The sequence below is a fragment of the Streptomyces tsukubensis genome (assembly GCF_003932715.1).
Classification (GTDB): Bacteria; Actinomycetota; Actinomycetes; order Streptomycetales; family Streptomycetaceae; genus Streptomyces; species Streptomyces tsukubensis.
Genome location: NZ_CP020700.1, coordinates 4,898,499 through 4,920,641, shown reverse-complemented (window position 1 = coordinate 4,920,641; position 22,143 = coordinate 4,898,499). Strand labels below are relative to the sequence as shown.

The following is a 22,143-nucleotide window of genomic DNA, read 5'->3' as shown; positions in this document are numbered from 1 at the left end:
TCCGATGCCCGACAGCGCACCGAGCGTCAGGCGGTCCGTGGCCGCCGCCGTTCCGCTCCTGCTCGCCGCCGCGGCCCTCGCCGCGGCGGCGCCGGGAACGGCCCGTGCGGCGGCCGTGCCCGGTGAGGCCACCGGGCCCACCGGCCAGAAACTGACCGTCTCCGAGACGAAGAACATCAACCCGGCCGGACTGAAAGTCACGGTCACCGGCACCGGATACGACGTCACCAAGGGCATCTACCTGGCCGTCTGCCGGGTCCCCGCCACCCCCGGCGAACAGCCCAGCCCCTGCCTCGGCGGCAGCGACTTCACCGGCGGCTCCGGATCCACGCACTGGATTTCCAACAACCCGCCCGCCTACGGCCAGGGCCTGGTGAAGAAGTTCACCGTCGGCGCCGACGGCAAGGGCAGCTTCACCCTGGAGCTGACCGTCAAGGCCAAGGACAGCGGCGCGGACTGCACCCAGGTCCGGTGCGCCGTGGTCACCCGGGCCGACCACACCCATATCTCCGACCGCGAACAGGACGTGATCGTCCCCGTCACCTTCTCCTCCGGCAACGGCGGCGAGCCGACGCCCGAGGTGCCCGCCGGAACCGTGCGCCACCAGGCCGTGCGCACCCTGACCCCGGCCGTGGGCGCCGCGCAGCACATGGCCGCCGACCCCGCGGCGGGGCGGCTCTACGTGGCGAGCGACGACGGCAGCCGGCGGCAGCTGACCACGTACGACACCAAGACCGGCTGGATCACCGGCACCCCCGTCGAACTGCCCGCGCCCGTCTCGGCGCTGGCCCTGGACGCCCCGGCGCGCTCTCTGCACCTCGCCCTCGGGGACCGGATCGCCACGTACGACACCCGTACCGGCACCCTCGCAGACAACAAGGCCAAACTGTCAGGCCATGTCCATCTGCTGGCCGCTCACCCGGCCGGGGGAACGGTGTACGCGGCGGTGCAGCCCGCCCGTTCGGTGACCGTGCTCGCCACCGGAAGGAATCCGTCGACCGTCTGGCGGCAGATCGGCAAACCGGCCGTCCACCCCTTCCCCGTCGCCGGGCTCGCCGTCGACACGGCGGCCCGCCGCGCCTACACCACCTATGTCGGCCCCAATACGTCCACCACACTGTCCTTCCACAATGTGCTCACCGCGATCGACGGCAGGACGGGCCGCACGGTGGGCACACCGCTGAGCCTGGGCACCACCGCGCTCGGCAGCATGGGGGTGACCGTCGACCCCGTGAGCCGTACGGGCTATGTCGCCAACCTGGCCGCGGGCACGGTCTTCGCCGTCGACCTGCGGGCGAACCGGGTGACCGGCACGCTCCAGGCCGGCTCCAATCCGAAGGCGCTGGCGTACGACGGCGGTTCGGGCACGCTCTACGCGGCATCGACCACGGCGCCGGTGGTCACGGCGGTCGATCCGGCGGGCAAACGCGAGAAGGAGGAGCTGACCGCAGGTGACCGGCCGTCGGGGCTCGCCCTCGACCCGGGGACGCAGAGCGTGTTCGTGGTGGCGGAGGGCAAGGTGACCCAGCTCCAGCGGCGGGTGTCGCCGACGCAGACCGCCGCGCCGAAGGCGGTCACGGCCGTGGCGGGCAAGCAGGCGGTGTTCACGGCCTCGGCCACCGGCACCCCGGCGCCCACCACCGGCTGGGAGGTCAGTTCGGACGGTTCGGCCTGGCTGCCGGTCGCGGGTGCTTCGGGCCCGCGGCTCGCCTTCACGGCGGCCAAGGCGCACCACGGCAACCGCTACCGCGCGGTCTTCTCCAACTCCGTCGGCTCACTGCGGTCGGCCCCGGCCGTGCTGAAGGTGACCGCTGCGCCGAAACCGCCGCCGGGCGGCCCGGAACCGCAGTCGGTCGGCGGTACGGGCGGCACGACGCCCGACAGTACGGGCGGCAGCAGCGGTACGGGCGGCACAACAACCGGCGGTACGGATGCCACCGGCGGCACCGTGGGCGGATCCTCCTACGGAACCGAAGGCAGCAGCAGCAACGGCAGTGGCACTGGCGGCGGTGACGGTGGCGGTGGCGGTTCCCTCGCCTCCACCGGTACGAGCACCCTCGGCCTGACCGCAATCGCGGCCGCCCTCGCCGCGACCGGCACGGTCACCACGCTGTACGCCCTCAGACGGCGCCGGACCCTCTGAGCCCGGACCCTCTGAGCCCGCGCCGGGGCGGCGCGCCTCCCCCTCACGGAGGCGTGCCGCCCCGGCGCGTACCCCTGCACCGGAAAGGGGGGACTACCCCTCCGCGATCACCACGGCCGACGCGACCCCCGCGTCATGGCTCAGCGAGATATGCCACGACCGCACGCCCAGCGCCGCGGCCCGCGCCGCCACCGTGCCGTAGACCTCCAGCCGGGGGCGGCCCGAAGCCTCCACACAGACCTCCGCGTCCGTCCACAGCAGCCCCGGCGGCGCGCCCAGCGCCTTCGCCACGGCCTCCTTCGCCGCGAACCGGGCCGCGAGGGACGCGTACCCCCGCTGCTCACCACTGGGCAGCAGCAGCTCCCGCTCCAGGAACAGCCGCCGGGCCATCCCCGGCGTACGCCGCAGCGATGCCGAGAAACGGTCGATCTCGGCGACGTCGATCCCCACCCCGATGATCATCGGATCACCCTCTGCTCCACCTACTGCTCCACTACTCCACGGTCACGGACTTCGCCAGATTGCGCGGCTGGTCGACCTCGTTGCCCCGGGCCGTGGCCAGCTCGCAGGCGAACACCTGCAGCGGAACGGTAGCGACCAGCGGCTGGAGCAGGGTCGGGACGGCCGGGATCCGGAAGAGATGGTCGGCGTACGGGACCACCGCGTCGTCGCCCTCCTCGGCGATCACCACGGTCCGCGCCCCCCGCGCCCTGATCTCCTGGATATTCGAGACGATCTTCCCATGGAGGACGGACCTCCCCCGGGGCGACGGCACCACCACGACCACCGGCAGCCCCCGCTCCACCAGCGCGATCGGCCCGTGCTTCAGCTCCCCGGCCGCGAACCCCTCGGCGTGCATATAGGCCAGCTCCTTCAGCTTCAGCGCGCCCTCCAGCGCCACCGGATAGCCGACGTGCCGCCCCAGGAAGAGGACCGTGTTCCGGTCCGCCAGCGAACGGGCCAGCTCGCGGACGGGCTCCACGGCGGCGAGGACGCGTTCGAGGGCGGCCGGGATCCCGGCGAGGTCGCGGATCACCGAACGGACCTCGTCGCCCCAGGTGGTCCCGCGCGACTGCCCCAGATAGAGCGCCACCAGATAGCAGGCGACGAGCTGGGTCAGAAAGGCCTTCGTGGAAGCGACGGCGACCTCGGGGCCCGCATGGGTGTAGAGCACGGCATCCGATTCGCGCGGAATGGTGGAGCCGTTGGTATTGCAGATCGCGAGGACCTTCGCGCCCTGCTCCCGGGCGTGCCGGACCGCCATCAGGGTGTCCATGGTCTCCCCGGACTGCGAGATGGCGACGACCAGCGACCGCCGGTCCAGGATCGGATCCCGGTAGCGGAACTCGCTGGCCAGCTCGACCTCGCAGGGCACCCGGGCCCAGTGTTCGATGGCGTACTTCGCGATCAGACCGGCGTGGAACGCCGTACCGCAGGCGACGACGACGACCTTCTCCACCGCCCGCAGTTCGGGCACCGGGATCCGGACCTCGTCCAGCGTCAGGGCCCCCTCCGCGTCGATGCGCCCCAGCAGGGTGTCCGCGACGGCCCGCGGCTGTTCCGCGATCTCCTTGAGCATGAAGGAGTCGTAGCCGCCCTTCTCGGCCGCCGAGGCGTCCCAGTCGACGTGGTAGGGGCGGACCTCCGCCGGGGCGCCGTCGAAATCGGTGACCGTGATCCCGTTCCGGCGGACCTCGACGATCTGGTCCTGGCCCAGTTCGACGGCGGAGCGGGTGTGCTCGATAAAGGCGGAGACGTCGGAGGCGAGAAAGGCCTCGCCCTCACCGACCCCGACGACCAGGGGCGAGTTCCGGCGGGCGCCGACGACGGTGTCCGGGGCGTCCGCGTGCACCGCGACCAGGGTGAAGGCGCCCTCCAGCCGGCGGCAGACCAGCCGCATGGCCTCCGCGAGGTCGCCGCAGGAGGAGTAGGACTCAGCGAGCAGATGGGCGACGACCTCGGTGTCCGTCTCGGAGCCCAGGTGATGGCCGCGGGCGGCCAGCTCAGCCCGGAGCGCGGCGAAGTTCTCGATGATGCCGTTGTGGACGACGGCGACCCGGCCCCCGTTGTCCAGATGCGGATGGGCGTTGGCGTCGGTGGGGCCGCCGTGGGTGGCCCAGCGGGTGTGCCCGATCCCGGTGGCACCGGCCGGCAGCGGCCGGTCGGCCAGCTCCTTCTCCAGATTGACCAGCTTCCCGGCGCGCCGGGCCGAGGCGAGCCCGCCGTCTGCGAGGACGGCGACCCCGGCGGAGTCATACCCCCGGTACTCCAGCCGCTTGAGCCCGGCGACGATCACGTCCAGCGCCGACTGCCCCCCGACGTACCCCACGATTCCACACATAAGCCGCACCATACGACTATTCCGGCCCGGGGTCCGGCAGCACCCGCCGCCCGGACGGAAAACGGCCCCACCCGACCCCTGTCTTCGGCGGAACGCCACGCGCGTGACCGACCCCACGGACCGCTTCCGCGCCCCGGCACCGACAATGGAGTACGTGATCACGACGCCGCCACGGAACACCCACCGCAGGGCCGCCGCCGACGCCTCCACCCCGTACCTCGACCTGACCAGGGACGAGTGGAGCGCCCTGCGGGACAAGACCCCGCTGCCGCTGACCGCCGACGAGGTCGAGCGGCTGCGCGGTCTCGGAGACGTGATCGACCTCGACGAGGTACGGGACGTCTATCTGCCGCTCTCCCGGCTGCTGAACCTCTATGTGAAGGCCACCGGCGAACTGCGCGGGGCGCTGAACACCTTCCTCGGGGACGCGGGCGGCGGCCAGGCCGCGCAGCGCGGCACACCCTTCGTGATAGGGATCGCGGGCTCGGTCGCGGTCGGCAAATCGACGGTCTCCCGGCTGCTCCAGGCGCTGCTGGCGCGCTGGCCTGAGCATCCGCGGGTGGAGCTGGTGACCACGGACGGCTTCCTGCTGCCGATGAAGGAGCTGGAGGCGAGGGGGCTGGCGTCGCGGAAGGGTTTCCCCGAATCGTACGACCGGCGGGCGCTGACCCGGTTCGTGGCGGACATCAAGGCGGGCAAGGACGAGGTCACCGCCCCCGTCTACTCGCATCTGATCTACGACATCGTCCCCGGCGAACGGCTGGTGGTCCGCCGCCCCGACATCCTGATCGTCGAGGGCCTGAACGTCCTCCAGCCCGCGCTGCCCGGCAAGGACGGCCGGACCCGGGTCGGCCTCGCCGACTACTTCGACTTCTCGGTCTATGTGGACGCCCGGCCCGAGGACATCGAGAAGTGGTACCTGCACCGCTTCCGGCGGCTGCGGGAGACCGCGTTCCGGGACCCGTCCTCGTACTTCCGCAAGTACACGCAGGTGTCGGAGGAGGAGGCCATGGAGTACGGCCGCACCACCTGGCGCACCATCAACAAGCCGAACCTGCTGGAGAACGTGGCTCCGACCCGCGGCCGTGCCACCCTGGTCCTGCGCAAGGGCCCCGACCACAAGGTCCAGAAGCTCTCCCTGCGCAAGCTCTGACGCCCCGCCCGAGGAGTACCACGGCGTGCTGCACCTGCGACTGATCGTCCCCGCCGACCGTACGACCGCGGTGGTCCGCCTGGTCGAGAACACGGTCGGCACCGCCCATCTCGCCGTCCTGCCCGGCGCCGCCCGCGACCCCGAAGGCGATCTGGTCCTGTGCGACGTGGCCCGGGAGTCCTGCGACGAACTGATCGCGGAGCTGCGGACCCTCGGCATCGACGAGTCCGGGTCGATCGCGGTCGAGGACATCCACCTCTCCCTCTCCCGCCGCGCCGACCGGGCGGAGGCGGAGGCCCCCGGCGAGGGCGCGGACGCGGTGCTGTGGGAGCACCTGGCGGACGCGACCCACGAGGAGTCCACGCTCTCCGCCACCTATCTCGCCTTTATGTCGGTCGCCACGATGATCGCGGCCTGCGGTGTGGTCCTGGACAACGCGATCCTGATCGTGGGCGCGATGGCGGTGGGCCCGGAGTTCGGCCCCCTGGCGGGCGTCTCCACCGCCCTGGTCCAGCGCGCCCCGAAACTGGCGGCCCGCTCCCTGCTGGCCCTCCTGATCGGCTTCGCCACGGCGATAAGCGTCACCGTCGGCTTCAGCCATCTGATGGACTCGCTGGACCTCTTCAACGCCGCCGACCTCGAAGCGGCCCGCCCCAACACCAACTTCATCTACCGGCCCGACGCCTTCTCCTTCGTCGTCGCCATCCTGGCGGGCATCGCCGGCACCCTCTCCCTGACCTCGGCCAAATCGGGCGCCCTGGTCGGCGTCGCGATCTCGGTGACCACGATCCCGGCGGCGGCGAACGCGGCGGTCGCGTTCTCGTACGACGAATACCGCCAGGCGTGGGGCTCGACGGAGCAGCTCCTGCTGAACCTGGTGGCGATCACGATGGCGGGCACGCTGACGCTGCTGGCGCAGAAGCTGTTCTGGGCCCGGCAGAAGGCCAAGGCGACGGCGAAGGAGTAGCGGCTTCCGATTCCGCGCGGTCGCGGCCGGTTCTCCGTACTTCCGTCAGCTCAGCAGCAGTAGAGCGTCCCATGACGTGTGTTCCGTCTCCGGCAGCAGTCCTGCGGCTTCTGCCAGGGCCAGTACGGATCCGGTGGTCCCGCCGAGAAAGCCGATGTCCAAGCCTGCCCCGGGACGGTCGTCGATTTCCCGGAGCAGGTGTGCCGTGAGTCGTGCCGCCTGCTGTGCCGGCTCGGTGCAGCCTGCGCGCCGGGCGGCCTGGAGAATTCCGGCGCTGCCGTGGCAGAGCCCGGGGCCGTCGATGTCCCACCGGTCCACCGGTTGCAGGGCAATGCCCGCGATCATCGTGTGCCCTCTTCGGTGGAGTTCGGGGTCGTCGAGGGCCGTACCGGCGTGCATGATGGCACTGCCGATACCGGCTGCTCCGTAGCACCAGGCAGTTCGTCTCCCGGGCCCTGTCGCCAGGTGGTGGGGGTCCGGCGGCCGCCGCAGTGCGTCGCCGCTGATATGTGCCGGGCACCCCCGGTCGGGATCCGCCCAGAGGAGGAGCCACTCGGCGGCCGTACGCACCGCTGCCTGCTGTCCCGGAACGGTGTGTCCGGCGGTGGCAGCCAGGGAGAGCAGCGCCAGCGGACCTGCGATGCCGTGGGCCATGCCCGTCGTAGCGGCTCCGGAAGCCGGGAGGGCACCGGCGACGGGGAGACGGTGGTCCTGAGCCGGAAGCCACCAGCCCGGCCGGCCCTCGACCGGAGTGTTGATCATGTGGGTGAGAGTGTCGAGGGCCGCCGTCAGACCCGGTACGGCGGCCCGGCACCCCTTTCTCTCGGCAGCCAGCAGAATGCGGCCGATGCCGGAGAGGCCTTTGATGGTGTCGTAGACCCCCCAGGGGCAGCCCTGTCCTCCGGCGGCCCGGCGGCGCCGCTGGTGGACTGCAAGGCCTTGGGCTCGGGCGGTGAGCCAGGCGACGGCGGGGTCGAGGAGACCGTGCCGGGCGCGGAGGAGGTAGGCGTCACCGACGACGAGGGATGCGGCGAGTGCCCCCGGCCCACTGTGGATCCCGTCGGGCGACCGGCCGGTGAGCAGCTCCGCGGCGGTGTCCCAGTGCCGCTCGGCCAGGGCTGCGAGTGCGGGGTCCCCGGCGGACAGTGCGGCCAGCAGAACGGCGGTTCCCGGGATTCCGTGGCTGAGTGTGGACGCGGAAGCGGGACCGAGGCCCGCGAGAACATCGGCCGGTTCGGCTACGGCACGCGCGAACCGTTCCACATCGGCCGCGAGCTCAGCCATCGCAGTGCAGCAGATCCGTGGCCAGCGACCTGACGATCCGTTCGGAGCCCGGGTCGGTTCCCAGCAGGCGGTTGCAGTGGAGGTGGATGAGGTCCGAGGCACAGCGTTCGGCGATCTCCCCGGAGGGCAGCACGGCTCTGTAGACGGTCAGCGACTCCTGGCGGGCGTCCCAGAGCGGGGCGGTGCGGGACGTCACGACGTGGGCGCGGGCAGCGGGACGCAACTCTTCGCGTCGGCGGCGATCCGCTCGGTCGAGGGGCCCGCCGCGAGCGGCGCCCGGGGAGGCGAACGCCCTGGCGATGGCCGCGGCCGAAACCGCCGCCGCAACGACGCGGCCGGAATCGTCCGGATGCCCAAGCAGCTCACGCACCAGCGCGCTGTCGGCGGCGAAGACGTTCTCAGCCGCATCTATGGCAGCGGGGCCGCCGTAGCGCTGTGTCTCGCGCACGTACGGCTCATGGTGAAGCCTGCCGCCGGTCAGACGCTGTCCGGCCAGATCGGCACTCCACCGCGCCAGGGACTCCGCCAGGAGCCGGAGGGTCCCGGGAGCGGCCCGGTAGCGCAGCCGGATATGCGGCCCCGACTCCGGTGTCCAGTAGCGCAGCCAGAACATACGGACACCGGGAGGTGCGGGGATCAGCCGGCGGATGACCGTGTCCTGGTGACGGGCCGGAACGGCGAGGGAGACGGACAGCCATTCGGTCCCCGGGACACAGAGGTCTTCCGAGCGGGGACGCGGCGCGGTGCGCGGGTCGATACGCTCCAGGGGAGGGCCGACCGTCCGGTAGAGGGACACCACGAGTTCGAGAGGATGACGGCCGGAAGGACCGGCAACGGGCAACTCGTCTCCGTCGTATCCGATGGCTTCGGCCACGGTTCGTGCTCCCCGCAGTACGGTGCGCCGCAGCAACTCCCGGTGTTCCGCCGTATCGAGCCGGATCGGAAGATGCCGGTCCGATTCCTCCGCAACGACATGCCCCGGCAGCGGAGGGTGCGCCTCGGCAAGCCAGTCGGCCAGGTGGGACTCCCATGCGGCACGACGGCCGGCCGCAGCGATCAGCCCATCGGGCAACAGCCAGCGCTGCGGGGTGAGAACGACATCTCGGTACACAATCCGGGGTGTGGAGGGGAAGTTGGCGGCCTGCCTCCAGGACCAGGTGTGCCATGGGCGCTCGGCCGCATGGCCGAGCAGATGCAGCAGTCGGGCCGGGGCGGGCAGCAGGTCCCGGGTGATGCGGCTGAACAGCACCGGCACCACCGGCCGCCTGAGGGTGAGGGACCACAGCACCAGGCCCCGGCCGGTGGAGACGATCACGAGTTCGCGCAGTTGGAGGTCCCCGTCGCGGACCGGTACACCGACAGGGATGCGGTAGGGGGCGTATCCCGTCTCCACGGCGAGTCCCGCGCTCCGGGCGGCCGCGGGGGCACAGACGATCTCCGCGACGGCCGGCCCGTCACCGTACGCACCCGGGCGTAAGGGGTCCGGAAGCGGGAGGAGGGACGCGAATCGTCCGGCGGCCGAACCTGCGGTCTGCGAAGAATGGTGACCGACCACAAGGCGGAACGAGTCGTGGGCCGGGCCGGACACCACCCGAATATGGATCTCGGCTGTGCGCGGCGGCAGCCCGCCGTGCCGTGCCAGACGTTCCACCAGCTCTTCGGTCAGTTCGACCTCCGGGCTGTCCTTCTTCCAGGCCTCCGCAAGGAGCCGCGCCAGCATCCGTTCGCGCGCCTCGTCGTGGTCGCTGACGGCCGCGACGGCATCGACGGCTCGCGGCGGGCCGATGCCGACGGCAGGGTCGACGGCTTCCAGCACCGGCACGGCACGCTGGTGTCCGTAGGCGGCGGCGAACCGGGCCGACCAGTCACCGAGCGGAGGCTTCCGGTGCCCGATCCGCCACAGGACCTCCGCTGCCTCCGCGGCCCGGCGGCCCACCTCTTCGGGCAGCCGGAACTCCCCGTCGGCCAGGGTGTCCACGGTGAGCGGCCGGTCCACGGGATGAAGACGGTCGGCGCGCTCACGCGCCACGCGCAGCAACCGGATCCGGCGCCCGGACCCCGGCCCGTATCGGTCGGCGCTCCGGAGGGCCCTTCTCAGACAGACGAGCGGGAGACGTTCGGGAAGGTCTTCGGGCAGCTTCGCCAACAGTTGCGCCAGCGGATCGTTCCGAAGATCCCGGGGCAGTAGGTCGGTGAGCAGAATGCCCGTACGGATCATCTGTACGAGCGCGGAACGAGCGGCGCCCGCGTCGGCACCTGGATAGCGGTCGCATACGGTCCTGATGACCTCCGCGCCCTGAGCGCCGTCCGCGCACACCGCCGTGAGCCACTCGGACAGTTCCGTCCTGCGGATGCTGCCGAGTTGTCCGCCTCCGGCAGCGGGGTGCTCGGCTTCGAGCCGGTCCCCCCGCCGCACCAGCAGGTTGTTCGTCATAAGCCACAGCCGCGGAACCACTCCGGGTCGGTCCAGCATCCGGTCCGCGTACGCCCACAGCCACAAGGGACTCGGCACACTGACGGTCCGGTGGCCCTCCCCGAGTCGCAGCACGCTGTCCCGGCCTTCCAGCACCGCCGGGGCCACACCGCACCACACTCCGTGCGGGGTCGTACGGCTTCGGGCCCGTATCGCGTAGGCCGAGCGGGTCACTGCCCCCCGGTACGAGCCGCCTGATTCCGCTGCGGACCGGGAAGCCATGAAGAGCCCTTCCTCCAGCAGAGCCTCTTCTTGGAGCCCATCGGCGCCGGATGCCAGCAAGGGCACCCGCGCCATGGCCACGGAACCGAACGTGAACAGCTCCCCCACCGAGCCCCCTGAGTCGCAAAGGACGGGGTGGTACAGGAAGTCCACCCGTACCACCCCGGCTTGTCATATGAAGGGCGCCGTCACCGGGAACCGGGAATCAGACACCCCGTGGTGGGGCCCTGTGGCGGCGACGGCCCGCAGCCGTCTCCGGTGGTGTCCCCATCGCTTTCGTCACCTTCGGTCTCGGCGTAGCCGTCCCGGATCCGCGACAGATCGACATGGGCCGGATCAAGCCGGAACACATCGGTCAGAGCAGTGCTCATCTCGGTCAACCTCCTTCCTGTGTCGTCGAAGGTGGTGGTACGACCCGGGCCTGAGTCCCGGGAGACTGGTCGGCACTTCGGCCCTCACGGCCACGTGATCACCGCGGGGGGCCCGGGACGGTCCAGCAGTCGCCCGGCCCCGGTCCTCTGATCACGGGACTCCTTCGGATGGACCCGGAGCACCGGCCCGGGGCCGCCACGGTGGTCCCGGTCCCAGTGCCGCAACTGCGCGGCGAAGTCCTCGGCAAAGGCACCGTCGCGCCCGTACCAGGCGACTCCGTACTCGAACCGGGAGCCCCCGGTGTCGGCAGGGCGCATCACCAGATGGGCGAGCCCGTCGCGGGTCCAGGTCGCCGGGCTGCCGCCCGGAAGCGCCTGGACCGTCGCCTCTCCCACCGAAGCGGCTCCACCGGTGTGCAGCCGTCCGAACACATCGAGCACGGTGGCCAGCCAGAGGTCGACGACCGGGCGGGTTCCTTCTGCGACTCCCACGGCCACCCCGGTCCACACCTCTCGGCGCTCCCCTGCCAGGGCCGCGGTCAAGACGTCGGCATCCGGCTGGGGACCACCGTCCCACCGCAGCCTGATGCCGTCCCCCAGCCGCGTCGTCATCAGCGGATTCCGTGCTGCCGGGCCCCGCATGCGGACGAAGCCGCACAGATCCCAGCCGTCACCGACCCAGTGGTCGTCCTCACGGACGAAGGTCAGCAGCCGACCGAGGCCCCGGATCCTGAGGGGAACCACCAGACGCCCCTCGTCGGTGAGCTGCTCCAGCCACGCCGGGGCGATCGACGTGGCCTGAACGGTCACGACGAGCCGGTCGTACGGGCCGCCGGCAGGCACCCCCAGAGTGCCGTCACCCGTGACCAGACGTACGCCGTCGACCCCCGCACCGGCGAGACAACGGGCAGCCCGCTCAATGACCTCGGGGTCGATGTCCTGACTGGTCACCGATCCGTGCGGGCCGACGAGGTGACGCAACAAGGCTGCGTTGTAGCCACCTGAACCGATCTCCAGGACGCGGTCCCCCTGACGGACACCGAGCCGCTCCAACATGGTCGCCACCAGCCAGGGGGCGGACACCGAGCTGAGTGGACTCCCGTCAGCATCACGCTTGGTGAACACCGCGTCGTCGCGATAGGCGTCATCGAGTGGTATCCCCGGGACGAAAAGATCTCGCCGTACGGCCCTGAATGCAGCCGCTACCTGCGGGCTGACGATCCTGCCGCTGTGCTCCAGTTCTTCGACCAGGCCCGCGTTCAACGCGGCGGCAGTCGATTCCACTCCCAAGATTCCTCCAACGCCCTTGAAGACAGGGCGAGTTGTTTCATCCTGGCAGCTCGTTACCGACTAGTCGAGAACCGCCACTCCCAGCCACTCTTTTCGGGCATCCGCCGTTCACCCGTCGGAGCCGAGTTCACCCGGCACCGGTCCGGGAGAAAAAGCGGCCGCATGCTCGGGACATGCGTACTGCACCAGTCCGGGCCCGCTGCCGCGCTCCAGATAGCCGACCTCCACGGCTGCGGCAGAGACCCGGCCGCAGACGACGCACGGGCCGCCGGACGGGGGCGGCGTGGCGCGGGTGAGGCCGTCGCGGGTCATTGGGGTGTCCCCGGGAACGCGGGCACCGATGCCCGTTCAAGCGTACGAACGATAAGGTCGTACATGGTCGTTCAGCTCCTTCGCAAAGCTGTTCGGCAAGCCCCGTGGGACCGGCCCTAACCGGCACCACGGGGCGTCTTTCATTTCAGCCTTTCCGGTGTAACGAGCTTCCGGTCGGGGCTCGTCACATCAGCGTCGTCCGGCTGCGCACATTCGCCACGGCCACTTCGGCACTGAGGAGATCGGACGCGGCGGCGGGCCGCAGATCGCGAGGGTCCGCGTCCCATTCGATACCGCCCTTGAGCGGCCGCAACTGATAGAGCCCGCTGGTCCGGTCCATCACCCGGCCGATGCGCCGGGTCGCCGTGTCGCATACGGCGTCCCCGATCCCGGGCGCCCAGGAATCGGGCACGGGATCGCTCCCGGACGGGAAAAGCCTTTCCTGATCGGCAACTTCTTTCATTCCGAACAAACACCCGCCATTCCGCTCCGGCATCCGCTACGTTGCGATTCCCATGGTCTTCCTGCCTGCCAGGAAATCGACAGGCATTCATGTCCCCATATGCCGTTGGGGAGATGGGAGTTACCGATGCCCGCACGCCCGCGCGAACTCACACCCGACCGAAGTGCCCGACATCTGTTCGGTGCCAAAATGCGCGCCTACCGGGAACGCGCCGTCATGAGCCTGGAAGCCCTGTCCGACGTGGTGAACGTCAGCCGGAGCCATCTGTCCCGTATCGAGACCGCGGAGGTGATGCCGCCGCCTTCACTGCCTGCCGCCCTGGACGCGGCCTTCGGTACGGACGGGATCTTCGAGGAGCTGTACCGGCTCGCCAGCAAGGAGATCCACCCCGATCAGTTCCGGCGTCTGATGGAGCTGGAGGCCCGCGCCACGGTCATCGAGGAGTACGGGCCGCAGATCGTGCCGGGTCTGGTGCAGACGGAGGACTACATCCGCGCCCAGTTCATGGTGTCCAATCCCAAGGCGGCACCCGCCGAAATCGAAGAGCTGGTCACGGCCCGGTTGACCCGTCAGGCCCTGCTCAGGGACGCCACCGGGCCGGATCACTGGATAGTGATCGACGAGGCGGCGCTGCGCCGCGGATTCGGCGGACCGGCCGTCATGCGGGCGCAGTTGGCCCGGCTGGCGGAGCTGACCCTCACTCCGACCACGGTCCTCCAGGTTCTCCCATTCGAACACGGGGGACATGCACTGGGAGGGGGCTACCTCATGCTGCTCACCCTGGCCGGGGGCGTACAAGTGGCCTACGAGGAGGGCATTTCCACCGGCACCCTGCTCGAAGACTTGGCGCTCGTGGCGGAACGGCATCGGGCATACGATCTGCTCAGGGCCTGCGCCCTGTCGCCGAAGGACTCGGCGGCGTTCATCCGGTCCGTCATGGAGGCATTACCGACATGAGCACGACCCCCGACCTCTCCCACGCCATCTGGCACAAGTCCAGCTACAGCGGCAACGGAGGCGCGACCTGCGTCGAATGGGCGCCCGCCTTCGCCCCCTCCGGCAGCGTCCCCGTCCGCGACAGCAAAAACCCCGGCGGCCCCACCCTCATAGTCTCCACGGCCGCCTGGTCCGGCCTGGTGGCCCTCGCCCGGGGCGCCGACCTCTAGCAGGTGACCATCCGTCGGGCCTCGTACAACCCCTGTTGTACGAGGCCCGGCGGCGCACCGGCCGTGGAATCCGGTCGACGGCGCCCGTCCCGCTGCCCGATCATTCACGCATGCCCCTCGAAGCCACCCTCGCCCGCGTCGACGCCGATCTGGCCGCCGGCCGGATCCCCGTCGCGCGCCAGCGCCTGCGCGGACTCGTGTCGTCCTTCCCGGCCGACCCGGCGCTCCGCCGCCGTCTGGCCGAGGTCTACCGGCTCTACGGGGAGCCCGCCGAGGCGGGCCGCTGGATGTATCTCGCGGCCGACCGGGACGCCGCCGAGACCGCCGCCTTCGAGAAGCGGTACGACACCCCGCTGCGGCGCATGCGGGCGCTCGCCTGGCGGGGCCCGGAGTCGGCGGCCGGTTCGGCCTTCGCAGAGGAGCAGCTGGCTGCGGTACGTACAGCCTGCTCCGAAGCCCTGGGACGGCCCGCCCACTGGGACTTCCTACCGGAGCACGGAAACGAGCAGGGCGCGGAAGAGCCCACCGAGGGCCCGGGCAGCAAGATCGCCGGGGTTCTGATCGGGGCGGGCTGCCTGGTGGGCGTCCTCGCGTTCCTCTCGGTCTGGGTGATCGGCGTCGTCGCGCTCTTCGACTGACCCGCCCCGGCGCTCAGCCCGCGCCCTCCGCGAGCACCAGGTCCAGCAGCCCCGGGAAGCGCGCGTCCAGGTCCGCGCGGCGCAGGGTCAGATAGAGCTTGCGGCCGTCGGGGCGCTGGCGGATGACGCCGCTCTCCCGCAGGGCCCGCCAGTGGTGGGTCATGCTCGACCGCGGCACCCCCGTGACGATCTCGCCGCAGTACCGCTCCTCGCCGCTCGCCAGCGCCCGCGCGACCTTCAGCCGTACGGGGTGGCCCAGCGCCGCGAGGACCTCCACGAGACGGATGTCCGCGGCTTCCGGGTGGTGCAGCTCGTCCATCCCGCAACTGTACGTGAACTTCGTATGAAACCGGCCGGAGCCGTTGACACCCACCCATGGACCGTACGAGGATTTCGTACGATTGATTGTACGAGAACTTCGTACGGTCTCGATGTCCCGCGCCCATGGAGGAAGCCATGTCCACACCCCGGCCCACACCCGACCTGAGCGACGAAGCCCTCGTCCGCCGGCTCGGCCCCGGCTTCACCAGCAACCGCGCCCAAGCCAACGGGGTCGAACTGCACTACGTCGAAGGCGGTACGGGCGAACCGGTCGTCCTGCTCGGCGGCTGGCCGCAGACCTGGTGGCAGTGGAACAAGGTGCTGCCCGAACTCGCCCGCCACTACCGGGTGATCGCCGTGGAACTGCGCGGCCAGGGCGGTTCCGGCAAGCCCGCCGACGGCTACGACAAGAAGACCCTGGCCGACGATGTCCACGCCCTGCTCCAGCACCTCGGCATCGAATCCGCCCATATCGTCGGCCACGACATCGGCGCGATGGTGGCCCACGCCCACGCCGCCAACCACCCCGCGGCGACCCGGCGGATCGCCCTGCTGGACGTCCCCCACCCGGAGCCGACCCTGTCCGCGCTCACCCTGCTCCCCGGGCCCGGCCAGCACACGGACTCGGTCATCGAGGACGGCGACCACATCTACCTCTGGTGGTTCGCCCTCAACCAGGTACGCGGTCTGCCCGAGCAACTGCTCGCGGGCCGGGCCCGGTTCCTCGTCGACTGGCTGGCCGACTACATGACCGTGGACCCCTCCTCCATCGACGATTTCTCCCGGCAGGTCTATGCCCGCGCCTACGACACCCCGGACGCCATCCGGGCAGGCAACGGCTGGTATCAGACCTTCAACCGCGATATCGAGGACGCCGCCTCCTACGAACCGGTGACCGCGCCGATCCTCGCCCTCGCCAACACCCGCAACGAAGGCCACCTCGACTACCTCCGCAAGGTGGTCACCGCCCAGGGCACCGATGTGACGGTCACCCCGATCGCCGGCTCCGGCCACTACCTGGCCGAGGAGCAGCCCCGGGCCGTACTCGACGCCCTCAGGGCCTTCCTGGGCTGACCCCGGCCCGGAGGCGGTGATGGCGGACGCCGCGTAGGGTGCGGGGACCCCGTACCCCCGCCCCCGTACCCCCGGCAAGAGACGAGGTCCGTCCCGGATGCCTTCCGACAGCCCCACCGGCGAGCGGCTCCACGCCTACGGCACCGCCGCCACCGCACTCGCCCTCCACGACGACCGGCGGCTCGCCGCCCTGCTGGAGGCGGCGAGACCGCTGGGGTCGGGCATCGGGGGCACCTCGGCGCTGCTGGACGTCGACGGGACGCCGGTCTTCGTGAAACGCGTACCGCTGACGGACACCGAACGGGCCCCGGGGAACCGGCACTCCACCGCCGACCTCTTCGGTCTCCCCCTCGTCTGCCAGTACGGCATGACCGGCATCGGCAGCCCCGGCTTCGGGGCCTGGCGGGAGCTGGCCGTCCACACCATGACCACCAACTGGGTGCTCACCGGCGCCTACGGCGGCTTCCCGCTGATGTACCACTGGCGGGTCCTCCCCGCCGCCCCGACCGCCCTGCCCGATGAACTGGCCGACATCGACCGGGCCGTGGACCACTGGGGCGGCGGATCCGGCGTCCGGCGCCGCATCGAAGAGCTGCGGGACTCCTCCGCGAGCCTCGTGCTCTTCCTGGAGTACGTCCCCCGGACCCTGCACGACTGGCTGGAAAAGGCGGTCGGCCGCGGCGGGGAGGGAGCGGACGGAGCCGTACGGCGCACCGAGGACCAACTCACCGACGGCATCCGGTTCCTGGCCGGGCAGGGGCTGCTGCACTTCGACAGCCACTTCCGGAACATCCTCACCGACGGCCGGCGCCTCTACTTCACCGACTACGGGCTCGCGCTCTCCACCCGTTTCGACCTCTCCCCCGCGGAACGCGGCTTCGCCGCCCGCCACCGCGGCCACGACCAGGCGTACACCATGAGCTATCTGGTGAACTGGCTGGTCACCGCCGTCCACGGCCGGGGGCGGCAGGAGCGCGAGGCGCTCATCCGGGCCTGCGCGGAGGGTAAGGAACCCCCGGAGGGGCCCGAGGCGGTACGGGAGGTGATCCGGCGTCATGCCCCGACCGCGGCGGTCGTGACGGAGTTCTACGGGAAGCTGCTTGAGGGCGCCCTGGACACCCCGTACCCGGACGCCGAGCTGGACCGGACCCTGCGCACCGGCAGGCTGCCTGGCTGAAGGCCGGACAGACAGCGGGGCCCGTACGACCACAGCGGTCGTACGGGCCCCGGGCAGCACGACCTAGCCGAGCGCCGACTTCACCGCGTCCGCCAGCCGCTCCGCGACCGACCGCGCCTGCTCGATGTCCGCCGCCTCGACCATCACCCGTACCAGCGGCTCCGTGCCCGAAGGGCGCAGCAGGACGCGGCCCGTCGAGCCCAGCTCCCGCTCGGCCTCCGCGACGGCCGCCGCCAGCTCGCCCGAGGTGTGGACCCGGGACTTGTCGACGTCCGGGACGTTGATCAGGATCTGCGGCAGGCGCTCCATCACGGCCGCCAGCTCCGCCAGCGAACGGCCCGTCGCCGCGACCCGGGCCGCGAGCATCAGACCGGTCAGCGTGCCGTCGCCGGTCGTGGCGTGGTCCAGGACGATGACATGCCCGGACTGCTCGCCGCCGAGGGCGTAGCCGTGCTCCTTCATGGACTCCAGGACATACCGGTCACCGACCGCAGTGCGGACCAGCTCCAGGCCCTCGCGCTCCATCGCCAGCGTGAAGCCGAGATTCGACATCACGGTCGCCACGACCGTGTTCCCGCGCAGCGTGCCCGCCTCGCGCATGGCCAGCGCCAGCACCGCCAGGATCTGGTCGCCGTCGATCTCCTCGCCCGCGGCGTCCACGGCCAGGCAGCGGTCCGCGTCACCGTCGTGGGCGATGCCGAAGTCGGCGCCGTGCTCGATGACGGCCGCCCGCAGCTGGCCCAGATGCGTCGAACCGCAACCGTCGTTGATGTTGAGGCCGTCCGGGGCCGCGCCGATCGTGATGACCTCTGCACCCGCCCGGGCGAACGCCTCCGGCGAGACCCGCGCGGCCGCGCCGTGCGCCTCGTCGAGGACGACCTTCAGCCCGTCGAGCCGGTTCGGCAGTACGGCGACGAGATGGGCGACGTACCGGTCGAAGCCCTCGTCGTAGTCGGTGACCCGGCCGACGCCCGCCCCGGTCGGCCGGTCCCACGGCGCCCCGGTGCGGTGCTGCTCGTAGACCGTCTCGATACGGTCCTCCAGCTCGTCGGCGAGCTTGTGACCACCGCGGGCGAAGAACTTGATGCCGTTGTCGGGCATGGCGTTGTGGCTGGCGGAGAGCATCACACCGAGGTCGGCGCCGAGCGCACCGGTCAGATGGGCGACCGCCGGGGTGGGCAGCACACCGACCCGCAGCACGTCCACACCGGCGCTGGCGAGCCCGGCGACGACGGCCGCCTCCAGGAACTCGCCGGACGCACGGGGGTCCCGTCCGACCACGGCGGTGGGGCGGTGCCCCTCGAAGGTGCCCGCCTCGGCGAGCACATGTGCCGCCGCCACCGAGAGACCGAGCGCCAGCTCGGCCGTCAGATCCGCGTTGGCGACACCGCGCACGCCGTCCGTGCCGAAGAGTCGTCCCACAACCGTCCTCCGATAGTGCCTCGTGAGCCTTGCTCCGCAATCCCAGACGCGGGATGAGTGAGCCCGCGGGTCCGCCCGCGACGGGCGGACCCTTTCGAACGTCCTGCTGAATGTTCTTGCTGATCGTCCCTGCGGAACGTCCGTACAGACGTGCCCCGGGGGACGCCTGTGCAAAACGTACGCCCCGGGGGCACGAGACTGTGCCGCCGGGGCGTACGTTCGATCCAGAACGAGCAGGCGTGATTAACGCTTGCTGTACTGCGGGGCCTTACGGGCCTTCTTCAGACCGGCCTTCTTGCGCTCGACCGCACGGTCGTCGCGGCTCAGGAAGCCGGCCTTCTTCAGGGCGCCGCGGTTGTTGTCCACGTCCGCCTCGTTCAGCGCACGGGCCACACCCAGGCGCAGGGCGCCGGCCTGGCCGGAGACGCCGCCACCCGAGATACGGGCGATGACGTCGTAGCGGTTGTCGAGCTCCAGCACCTTGAAGGGCTCGTTGACTTCCTGCTGGTGCACCTTGTTGGGGAAGTAGTCCTCAAGGGTGCGACCGTTGATCTTCCACTTGCCGGAGCCCGGAACGATCCGGACACGGGCGATGGCGTTCTTGCGACGGCCCAGGCCGGCAGCCGGCTGCGGGTCGCCGAAGCGGGACGCCATGGACTCGGAGGTGTACTCACCCTCGACGGGGACCTCGGACTCGAAGGTGGTGACCTCGGCGTAGGTCTCTTCGCCCTCGACGGGGATTTCGGCGGTGGTCTCGGCCACGATATTCCTCAGATTCTTTTCGTCTTAGGGGATGGCCGGAACTACTGCGCGACCTGGGTGATCTCGAACGGGACCGGCTGCTGAGCAGCGTGCGGGTGGTTCTCACCCGCGTAGACCTTCAGCTTCGAGAGCATCTGACGGCCCAGGGTGTTCTTGGGGATCATGCCCTTGATGGCCTTCTCGACGGCCTTCTCGGGGCTCTTGGCCAGCAGCTCGTCGTAGCGGACGGAGCGCAGACCACCCGGGTACCCGGAGTGGCGGTACGCCATCTTCTGGGTCTTCTTGTTGCCGGACAGGTGAACCTTGTCGGCGTTGATGATGATGACGAAATCGCCCATGTCCATGTGGGGGGCGTAGATCGGCTTGTGCTTGCCCCGGAGGAGGTTCGCTGCCGTAGTCGCCAGACGGCCCAGGACGATGTCCTGCGCGTCGATGATGTGCCACTGGCGCGTGACATCGCCGGGCTTGGGGCTGTACGTACGCACGGTCGTAGCCTTCGCTTCTTCAGTGAGTGGGTCTCCCCTCGCCCCGAAGGACGTGGAGAGAAGGTCCTGACAAGGCCACCCGAACGATCACGACAGCCATGGCAGCACGCCGGGGACGCAACCCGTGTGCTCGCCGCTGGTCATCGGCCCGGTGGACCGGCGTAAGGGCCTCTCACGTGAGATAGAGCAAGCCAATACGCATAACGAAGCAGAAGCTTACCCGCCCTCCTCCGGACGGGTCAAAGTCGCCCCCGGCCATCCGGTCGTGACCCTCAGCCACCCGGGCCGCGGAGGCCGGGCGAGGCGGTCACCGGGGGTGCCGGACCGGCTACCGTAAGCACCGGTCGCGGCAGCCGTCCCGGTCACCGTGCGCGCTGCACCCGCCGCTCGTCCCACACCGGCCCGTCGGTCTCCCGGACCACACCGTCCGACCCGAAGACCAGATAGCGGTCGAAGGAGCGGGCGAACCACCGGTCGTGGGTCACCGCGAGCACCGTGCCCTCATAGGCCTCCAGACCGTCCTGGAGGGCCTGTGCCGATTCCAGGTCGAGGTTGTCCGTCGGCTCGTCGAGCAGCAGCGCCGTCGTCCCGGCCAGCTCCAGCAGCAGGATCTGGAACCGCGCCTGCTGCCCGCCGGAGAGCCGGTCGAACGGCTGGTCGCCCTGCCGCTCCAGCTCGTACCGCCGCAGCACCGACATCGCGCCGCCGCGGTCCTTGGCGTGTTCCGTCCACAGGATGTCGACCAGGGTGCGGCCCAGCAGCTCGGGATGGGCGTGGGTCTGGGCGAAGTGTCCGGGGACCACCCGCGCGCCCAGCTTCCAGCGGCCCGTGTGCGCCACCGAGGCGTCCCCGGCCAGCAGCCGCAGGAAATGCGACTTCCCGGAGCCGTTGGACCCGAGGACGGCCACCCGCTCCCCGTAGAAGACCTCCAGGTCGAAGGGTTTCATCAGCCCGGACAGCTCAAGCTTCTCGCAGGTCAGGGAGCGGACGCCGGTACGGCCGCCGACCAGCCGCATCCGGATGTCCTGCGGCCGCGGCGGCTCCGGCGGCGGCCCGGCCTCCTCGAACTTCCGCAGCCGGGTCTTCGCCGCCTGGTAGCGGGAGGCCATGTCGTCGCTGCGCGAGGCGTACTGCTGGAGGTCGAGCACCAGCTTCTTCAGCCGCGCCCGCTGCTCGTCCCAGCGCCGCCGCAGCTCCTCGAAGCGTTCGAAGCGCTGGGCGCGCGCCGCGTGGTAGGTAGCGAAGCCGCCGCCGTGCACCCAGACGTCGGAGCCCGCAGGACCCGGTTCCGCGCTGATGATCTTCTCTGCGGAGCGGGAGAGCAGCTCGCGGTCGTGGGAGACGAAGAGGACGGTCTTACGGGTCTCCTTGAGCCGCTCCTCCAGCCAGCGCTTTCCCGGTACGTCGAGGTAGTTGTCCGGTTCATCCAGGAGGAGTACCTCGTCGGGGCCGCGCAGCAGCGCCTCCAGCGCGAGCCGCTTCTGCTCGCCGCCGCTGAGCGTCTTCAGATCGCGGAACTGGGCGCGTTCGTACGGCATGCCCAGGGCGGCCGTGGTGCACATGTCCCAGAGCGTCTCCGCCTCGTAGCCGCGGGCCTCCGACCAGTCGCTGAGGGCCTGCGCGTACTGCATCTGCGCGGATTCGTCGTCGACGGTCATGATCAGGTGCTCGGCCTTGTCGACCGCCAGCGCGGCCTCCCGGATCCGGCCGGGCGCCAGGGAGACCAGCAGGTCACGGACGGTGCGGTCGTCCCGTACGGAACCGATGAACTGGCGCATCACCCCGAGGCCGCCGCTCACCGAGACGGTGCCGCCGTGGGGCTTCAGCTCCCCCGACAGCAGTCTCAGGAGGGTCGTTTTGCCCGCGCCGTTGGCCCCGACGAGGGCGACCACCGCCCCCTCCCCGACCCGGAACGACACATCGCCCAGCAGGGGGCGGCCGTCGGGAAGGTAGTACTCCAGGTGCCCGGCTTCGAGATGTCCCATTCTCCGATGATGCGGCCCGATGGCCGTGGAACCCAAGCGGTTTAGGTCCGCTCCTTTGGACCAGGCTGGATCAGCGAGTGGGGGCACCACCCAC

At 70.8% G+C, this 22,143-nt stretch carries 21 protein-coding genes; 8 read left to right on the top strand and 13 right to left on the bottom strand.

The window, feature by feature from the left end; genetic code table 11:
• The first annotated feature begins 4 nt into the window (after positions 1-4).
• Positions 5-2,143 carry a YncE family protein gene (locus B7R87_RS20345; RefSeq protein WP_157997794.1) on the top strand — a complete coding sequence of 713 codons (2,139 nt, stop codon included), beginning with the start codon at positions 5-7 and terminating at the stop codon, positions 2,141-2,143.
• 93 nt (positions 2,144-2,236) lie between these two features.
• On the opposite strand, the gene B7R87_RS20340 is transcribed toward B7R87_RS20345, so the two are convergent.
• Together B7R87_RS20340 and glmS are read right to left on the bottom strand one after the other, a co-directional pair.
• Positions 2,237-2,605 carry a holo-ACP synthase gene (locus tag B7R87_RS20340; RefSeq protein WP_006347192.1) on the bottom strand — a complete coding sequence of 123 codons (369 nt, stop codon included), beginning with the start codon at positions 2,603-2,605 and terminating at the stop codon, positions 2,237-2,239.
• Between the two features lie 31 nt (positions 2,606-2,636).
• A complete protein-coding gene (glmS, locus tag B7R87_RS20335) occupies positions 2,637-4,484 on the bottom strand; it encodes a glutamine--fructose-6-phosphate transaminase (isomerizing) (protein WP_006347193.1) in 1,848 nt (615 codons plus the stop codon).
• Between the two features lie 145 nt (positions 4,485-4,629).
• Here glmS and coaA point away from each other — a divergent pair, with 145 nt between their 5' ends.
• The gene (gene coaA, locus B7R87_RS20330; protein ID WP_202488460.1) at positions 4,630-5,637 is read left to right on the top strand and encodes a type I pantothenate kinase; all 1,008 of its coding nucleotides are present in this window, start codon (positions 4,630-4,632) and stop codon (positions 5,635-5,637) included.
• A 25-nt stretch (positions 5,638-5,662) separates the two neighbouring features.
• Positions 5,663-6,604: a DUF389 domain-containing protein gene (locus B7R87_RS20325; RefSeq protein WP_006347195.1), complete on the top strand. Its 942-nt coding sequence runs from the start codon at positions 5,663-5,665 to the stop codon at positions 6,602-6,604.
• Between the two features lie 45 nt (positions 6,605-6,649).
• Here B7R87_RS20325 and B7R87_RS20320 read toward each other — a convergent pair whose 3' ends face one another.
• From B7R87_RS20320 to B7R87_RS20295, 6 genes are all read right to left on the bottom strand, one after another.
• Positions 6,650-7,888, bottom strand: a complete 1,239-nt coding sequence (locus tag B7R87_RS20320; protein ID WP_006347196.1) for a lanthionine synthetase LanC family protein — start codon at positions 7,886-7,888, stop codon at positions 6,650-6,652.
• Entirely contained in the window at positions 7,881-10,583 is a 2,703-nt protein-coding gene (locus tag B7R87_RS20315; RefSeq protein WP_237547962.1) for a lantibiotic dehydratase, read from the bottom strand. The genes B7R87_RS20320 and B7R87_RS20315 overlap by 8 nt, the downstream gene beginning before the upstream one ends.
• A gap of 188 nt (positions 10,584-10,771) precedes the next feature.
• Positions 10,772-10,954 (bottom strand): hypothetical protein, encoded by a 183-nt coding sequence (locus B7R87_RS20310; RefSeq protein ID WP_006347198.1) that lies wholly within the window; start codon positions 10,952-10,954, stop codon positions 10,772-10,774.
• 84 nt (positions 10,955-11,038) lie between these two features.
• Positions 11,039-12,238 (bottom strand): methyltransferase, FxLD system, encoded by a 1,200-nt coding sequence (fxlM, locus tag B7R87_RS20305; RefSeq protein WP_040914841.1) that lies wholly within the window; start codon positions 12,236-12,238, stop codon positions 11,039-11,041.
• Between the two features lie 114 nt (positions 12,239-12,352).
• A complete protein-coding gene (locus tag B7R87_RS20300) occupies positions 12,353-12,556 on the bottom strand; it encodes a hypothetical protein (RefSeq protein WP_040914842.1) in 204 nt (67 codons plus the stop codon).
• Between the two features lie 184 nt (positions 12,557-12,740).
• A complete protein-coding gene (locus B7R87_RS20295) occupies positions 12,741-12,968 on the bottom strand; it encodes a hypothetical protein (protein ID WP_006347200.1) in 228 nt (75 codons plus the stop codon).
• Positions 12,969-13,145: 177 nt separating this feature from the next.
• On the opposite strand from B7R87_RS20295, the gene B7R87_RS20290 reads away from it, so the two are divergent.
• The 3 genes from B7R87_RS20290 (at position 13,146) to B7R87_RS20280 (ending at position 14,823) form a co-directional block, all read left to right on the top strand.
• Complete coding sequence (locus B7R87_RS20290) at positions 13,146-13,976, top strand: helix-turn-helix domain-containing protein (protein ID WP_040914844.1); 831 nt, start codon at positions 13,146-13,148, stop codon at positions 13,974-13,976.
• Positions 13,973-14,185, top strand: coding sequence for a DUF397 domain-containing protein (locus tag B7R87_RS20285; protein WP_006347202.1), 213 nt, complete (start codon positions 13,973-13,975; stop codon positions 14,183-14,185). Before B7R87_RS20290 ends, B7R87_RS20285 begins: the two co-directional genes overlap by 4 nt.
• A 110-nt stretch (positions 14,186-14,295) precedes the next feature.
• Positions 14,296-14,823: a DUF6584 family protein gene (locus tag B7R87_RS20280; RefSeq protein WP_006347203.1), complete on the top strand. Its 528-nt coding sequence runs from the start codon at positions 14,296-14,298 to the stop codon at positions 14,821-14,823.
• A 13-nt stretch (positions 14,824-14,836) separates the two neighbouring features.
• Here B7R87_RS20280 and B7R87_RS20275 read toward each other — a convergent pair whose 3' ends face one another.
• Positions 14,837-15,142 carry an ArsR/SmtB family transcription factor gene (locus B7R87_RS20275; RefSeq protein ID WP_006347204.1) on the bottom strand — a complete coding sequence of 102 codons (306 nt, stop codon included), beginning with the start codon at positions 15,140-15,142 and terminating at the stop codon, positions 14,837-14,839.
• Positions 15,143-15,279: 137 nt separating this feature from the next.
• On the opposite strand from B7R87_RS20275, the gene B7R87_RS20270 reads away from it, so the two are divergent.
• Complete coding sequence (locus B7R87_RS20270; protein ID WP_100249109.1) at positions 15,280-16,218, top strand: alpha/beta fold hydrolase; 939 nt, start codon at positions 15,280-15,282, stop codon at positions 16,216-16,218.
• 97 nt (positions 16,219-16,315) lie between these two features.
• A complete protein-coding gene (locus B7R87_RS20265; RefSeq protein ID WP_006347206.1) occupies positions 16,316-17,395 on the top strand; it encodes a protein kinase family protein in 1,080 nt (359 codons plus the stop codon).
• A 63-nt stretch (positions 17,396-17,458) separates the two neighbouring features.
• Here the strand turns inward: B7R87_RS20265 and glmM are convergent, their stop codons facing one another.
• From glmM to B7R87_RS20245, 4 genes are all read right to left on the bottom strand, one after another.
• A complete protein-coding gene (gene glmM, locus B7R87_RS20260) occupies positions 17,459-18,817 on the bottom strand; it encodes a phosphoglucosamine mutase (RefSeq protein WP_006347207.1) in 1,359 nt (452 codons plus the stop codon).
• A gap of 243 nt (positions 18,818-19,060) precedes the next feature.
• The gene (gene rpsI, locus B7R87_RS20255) at positions 19,061-19,579 is read right to left on the bottom strand and encodes a 30S ribosomal protein S9 (RefSeq protein ID WP_006347208.1); all 519 of its coding nucleotides are present in this window, start codon (positions 19,577-19,579) and stop codon (positions 19,061-19,063) included.
• A gap of 41 nt (positions 19,580-19,620) precedes the next feature.
• Positions 19,621-20,064 carry a 50S ribosomal protein L13 gene (rplM, locus tag B7R87_RS20250; RefSeq protein ID WP_006347209.1) on the bottom strand — a complete coding sequence of 148 codons (444 nt, stop codon included), beginning with the start codon at positions 20,062-20,064 and terminating at the stop codon, positions 19,621-19,623.
• Positions 20,065-20,426: 362 nt separating this feature from the next.
• Positions 20,427-22,049, bottom strand: coding sequence for an ABC-F family ATP-binding cassette domain-containing protein (locus tag B7R87_RS20245; RefSeq protein ID WP_006347210.1), 1,623 nt, complete (start codon positions 22,047-22,049; stop codon positions 20,427-20,429).
• Positions 22,050-22,143 lie beyond the last annotated feature (94 nt).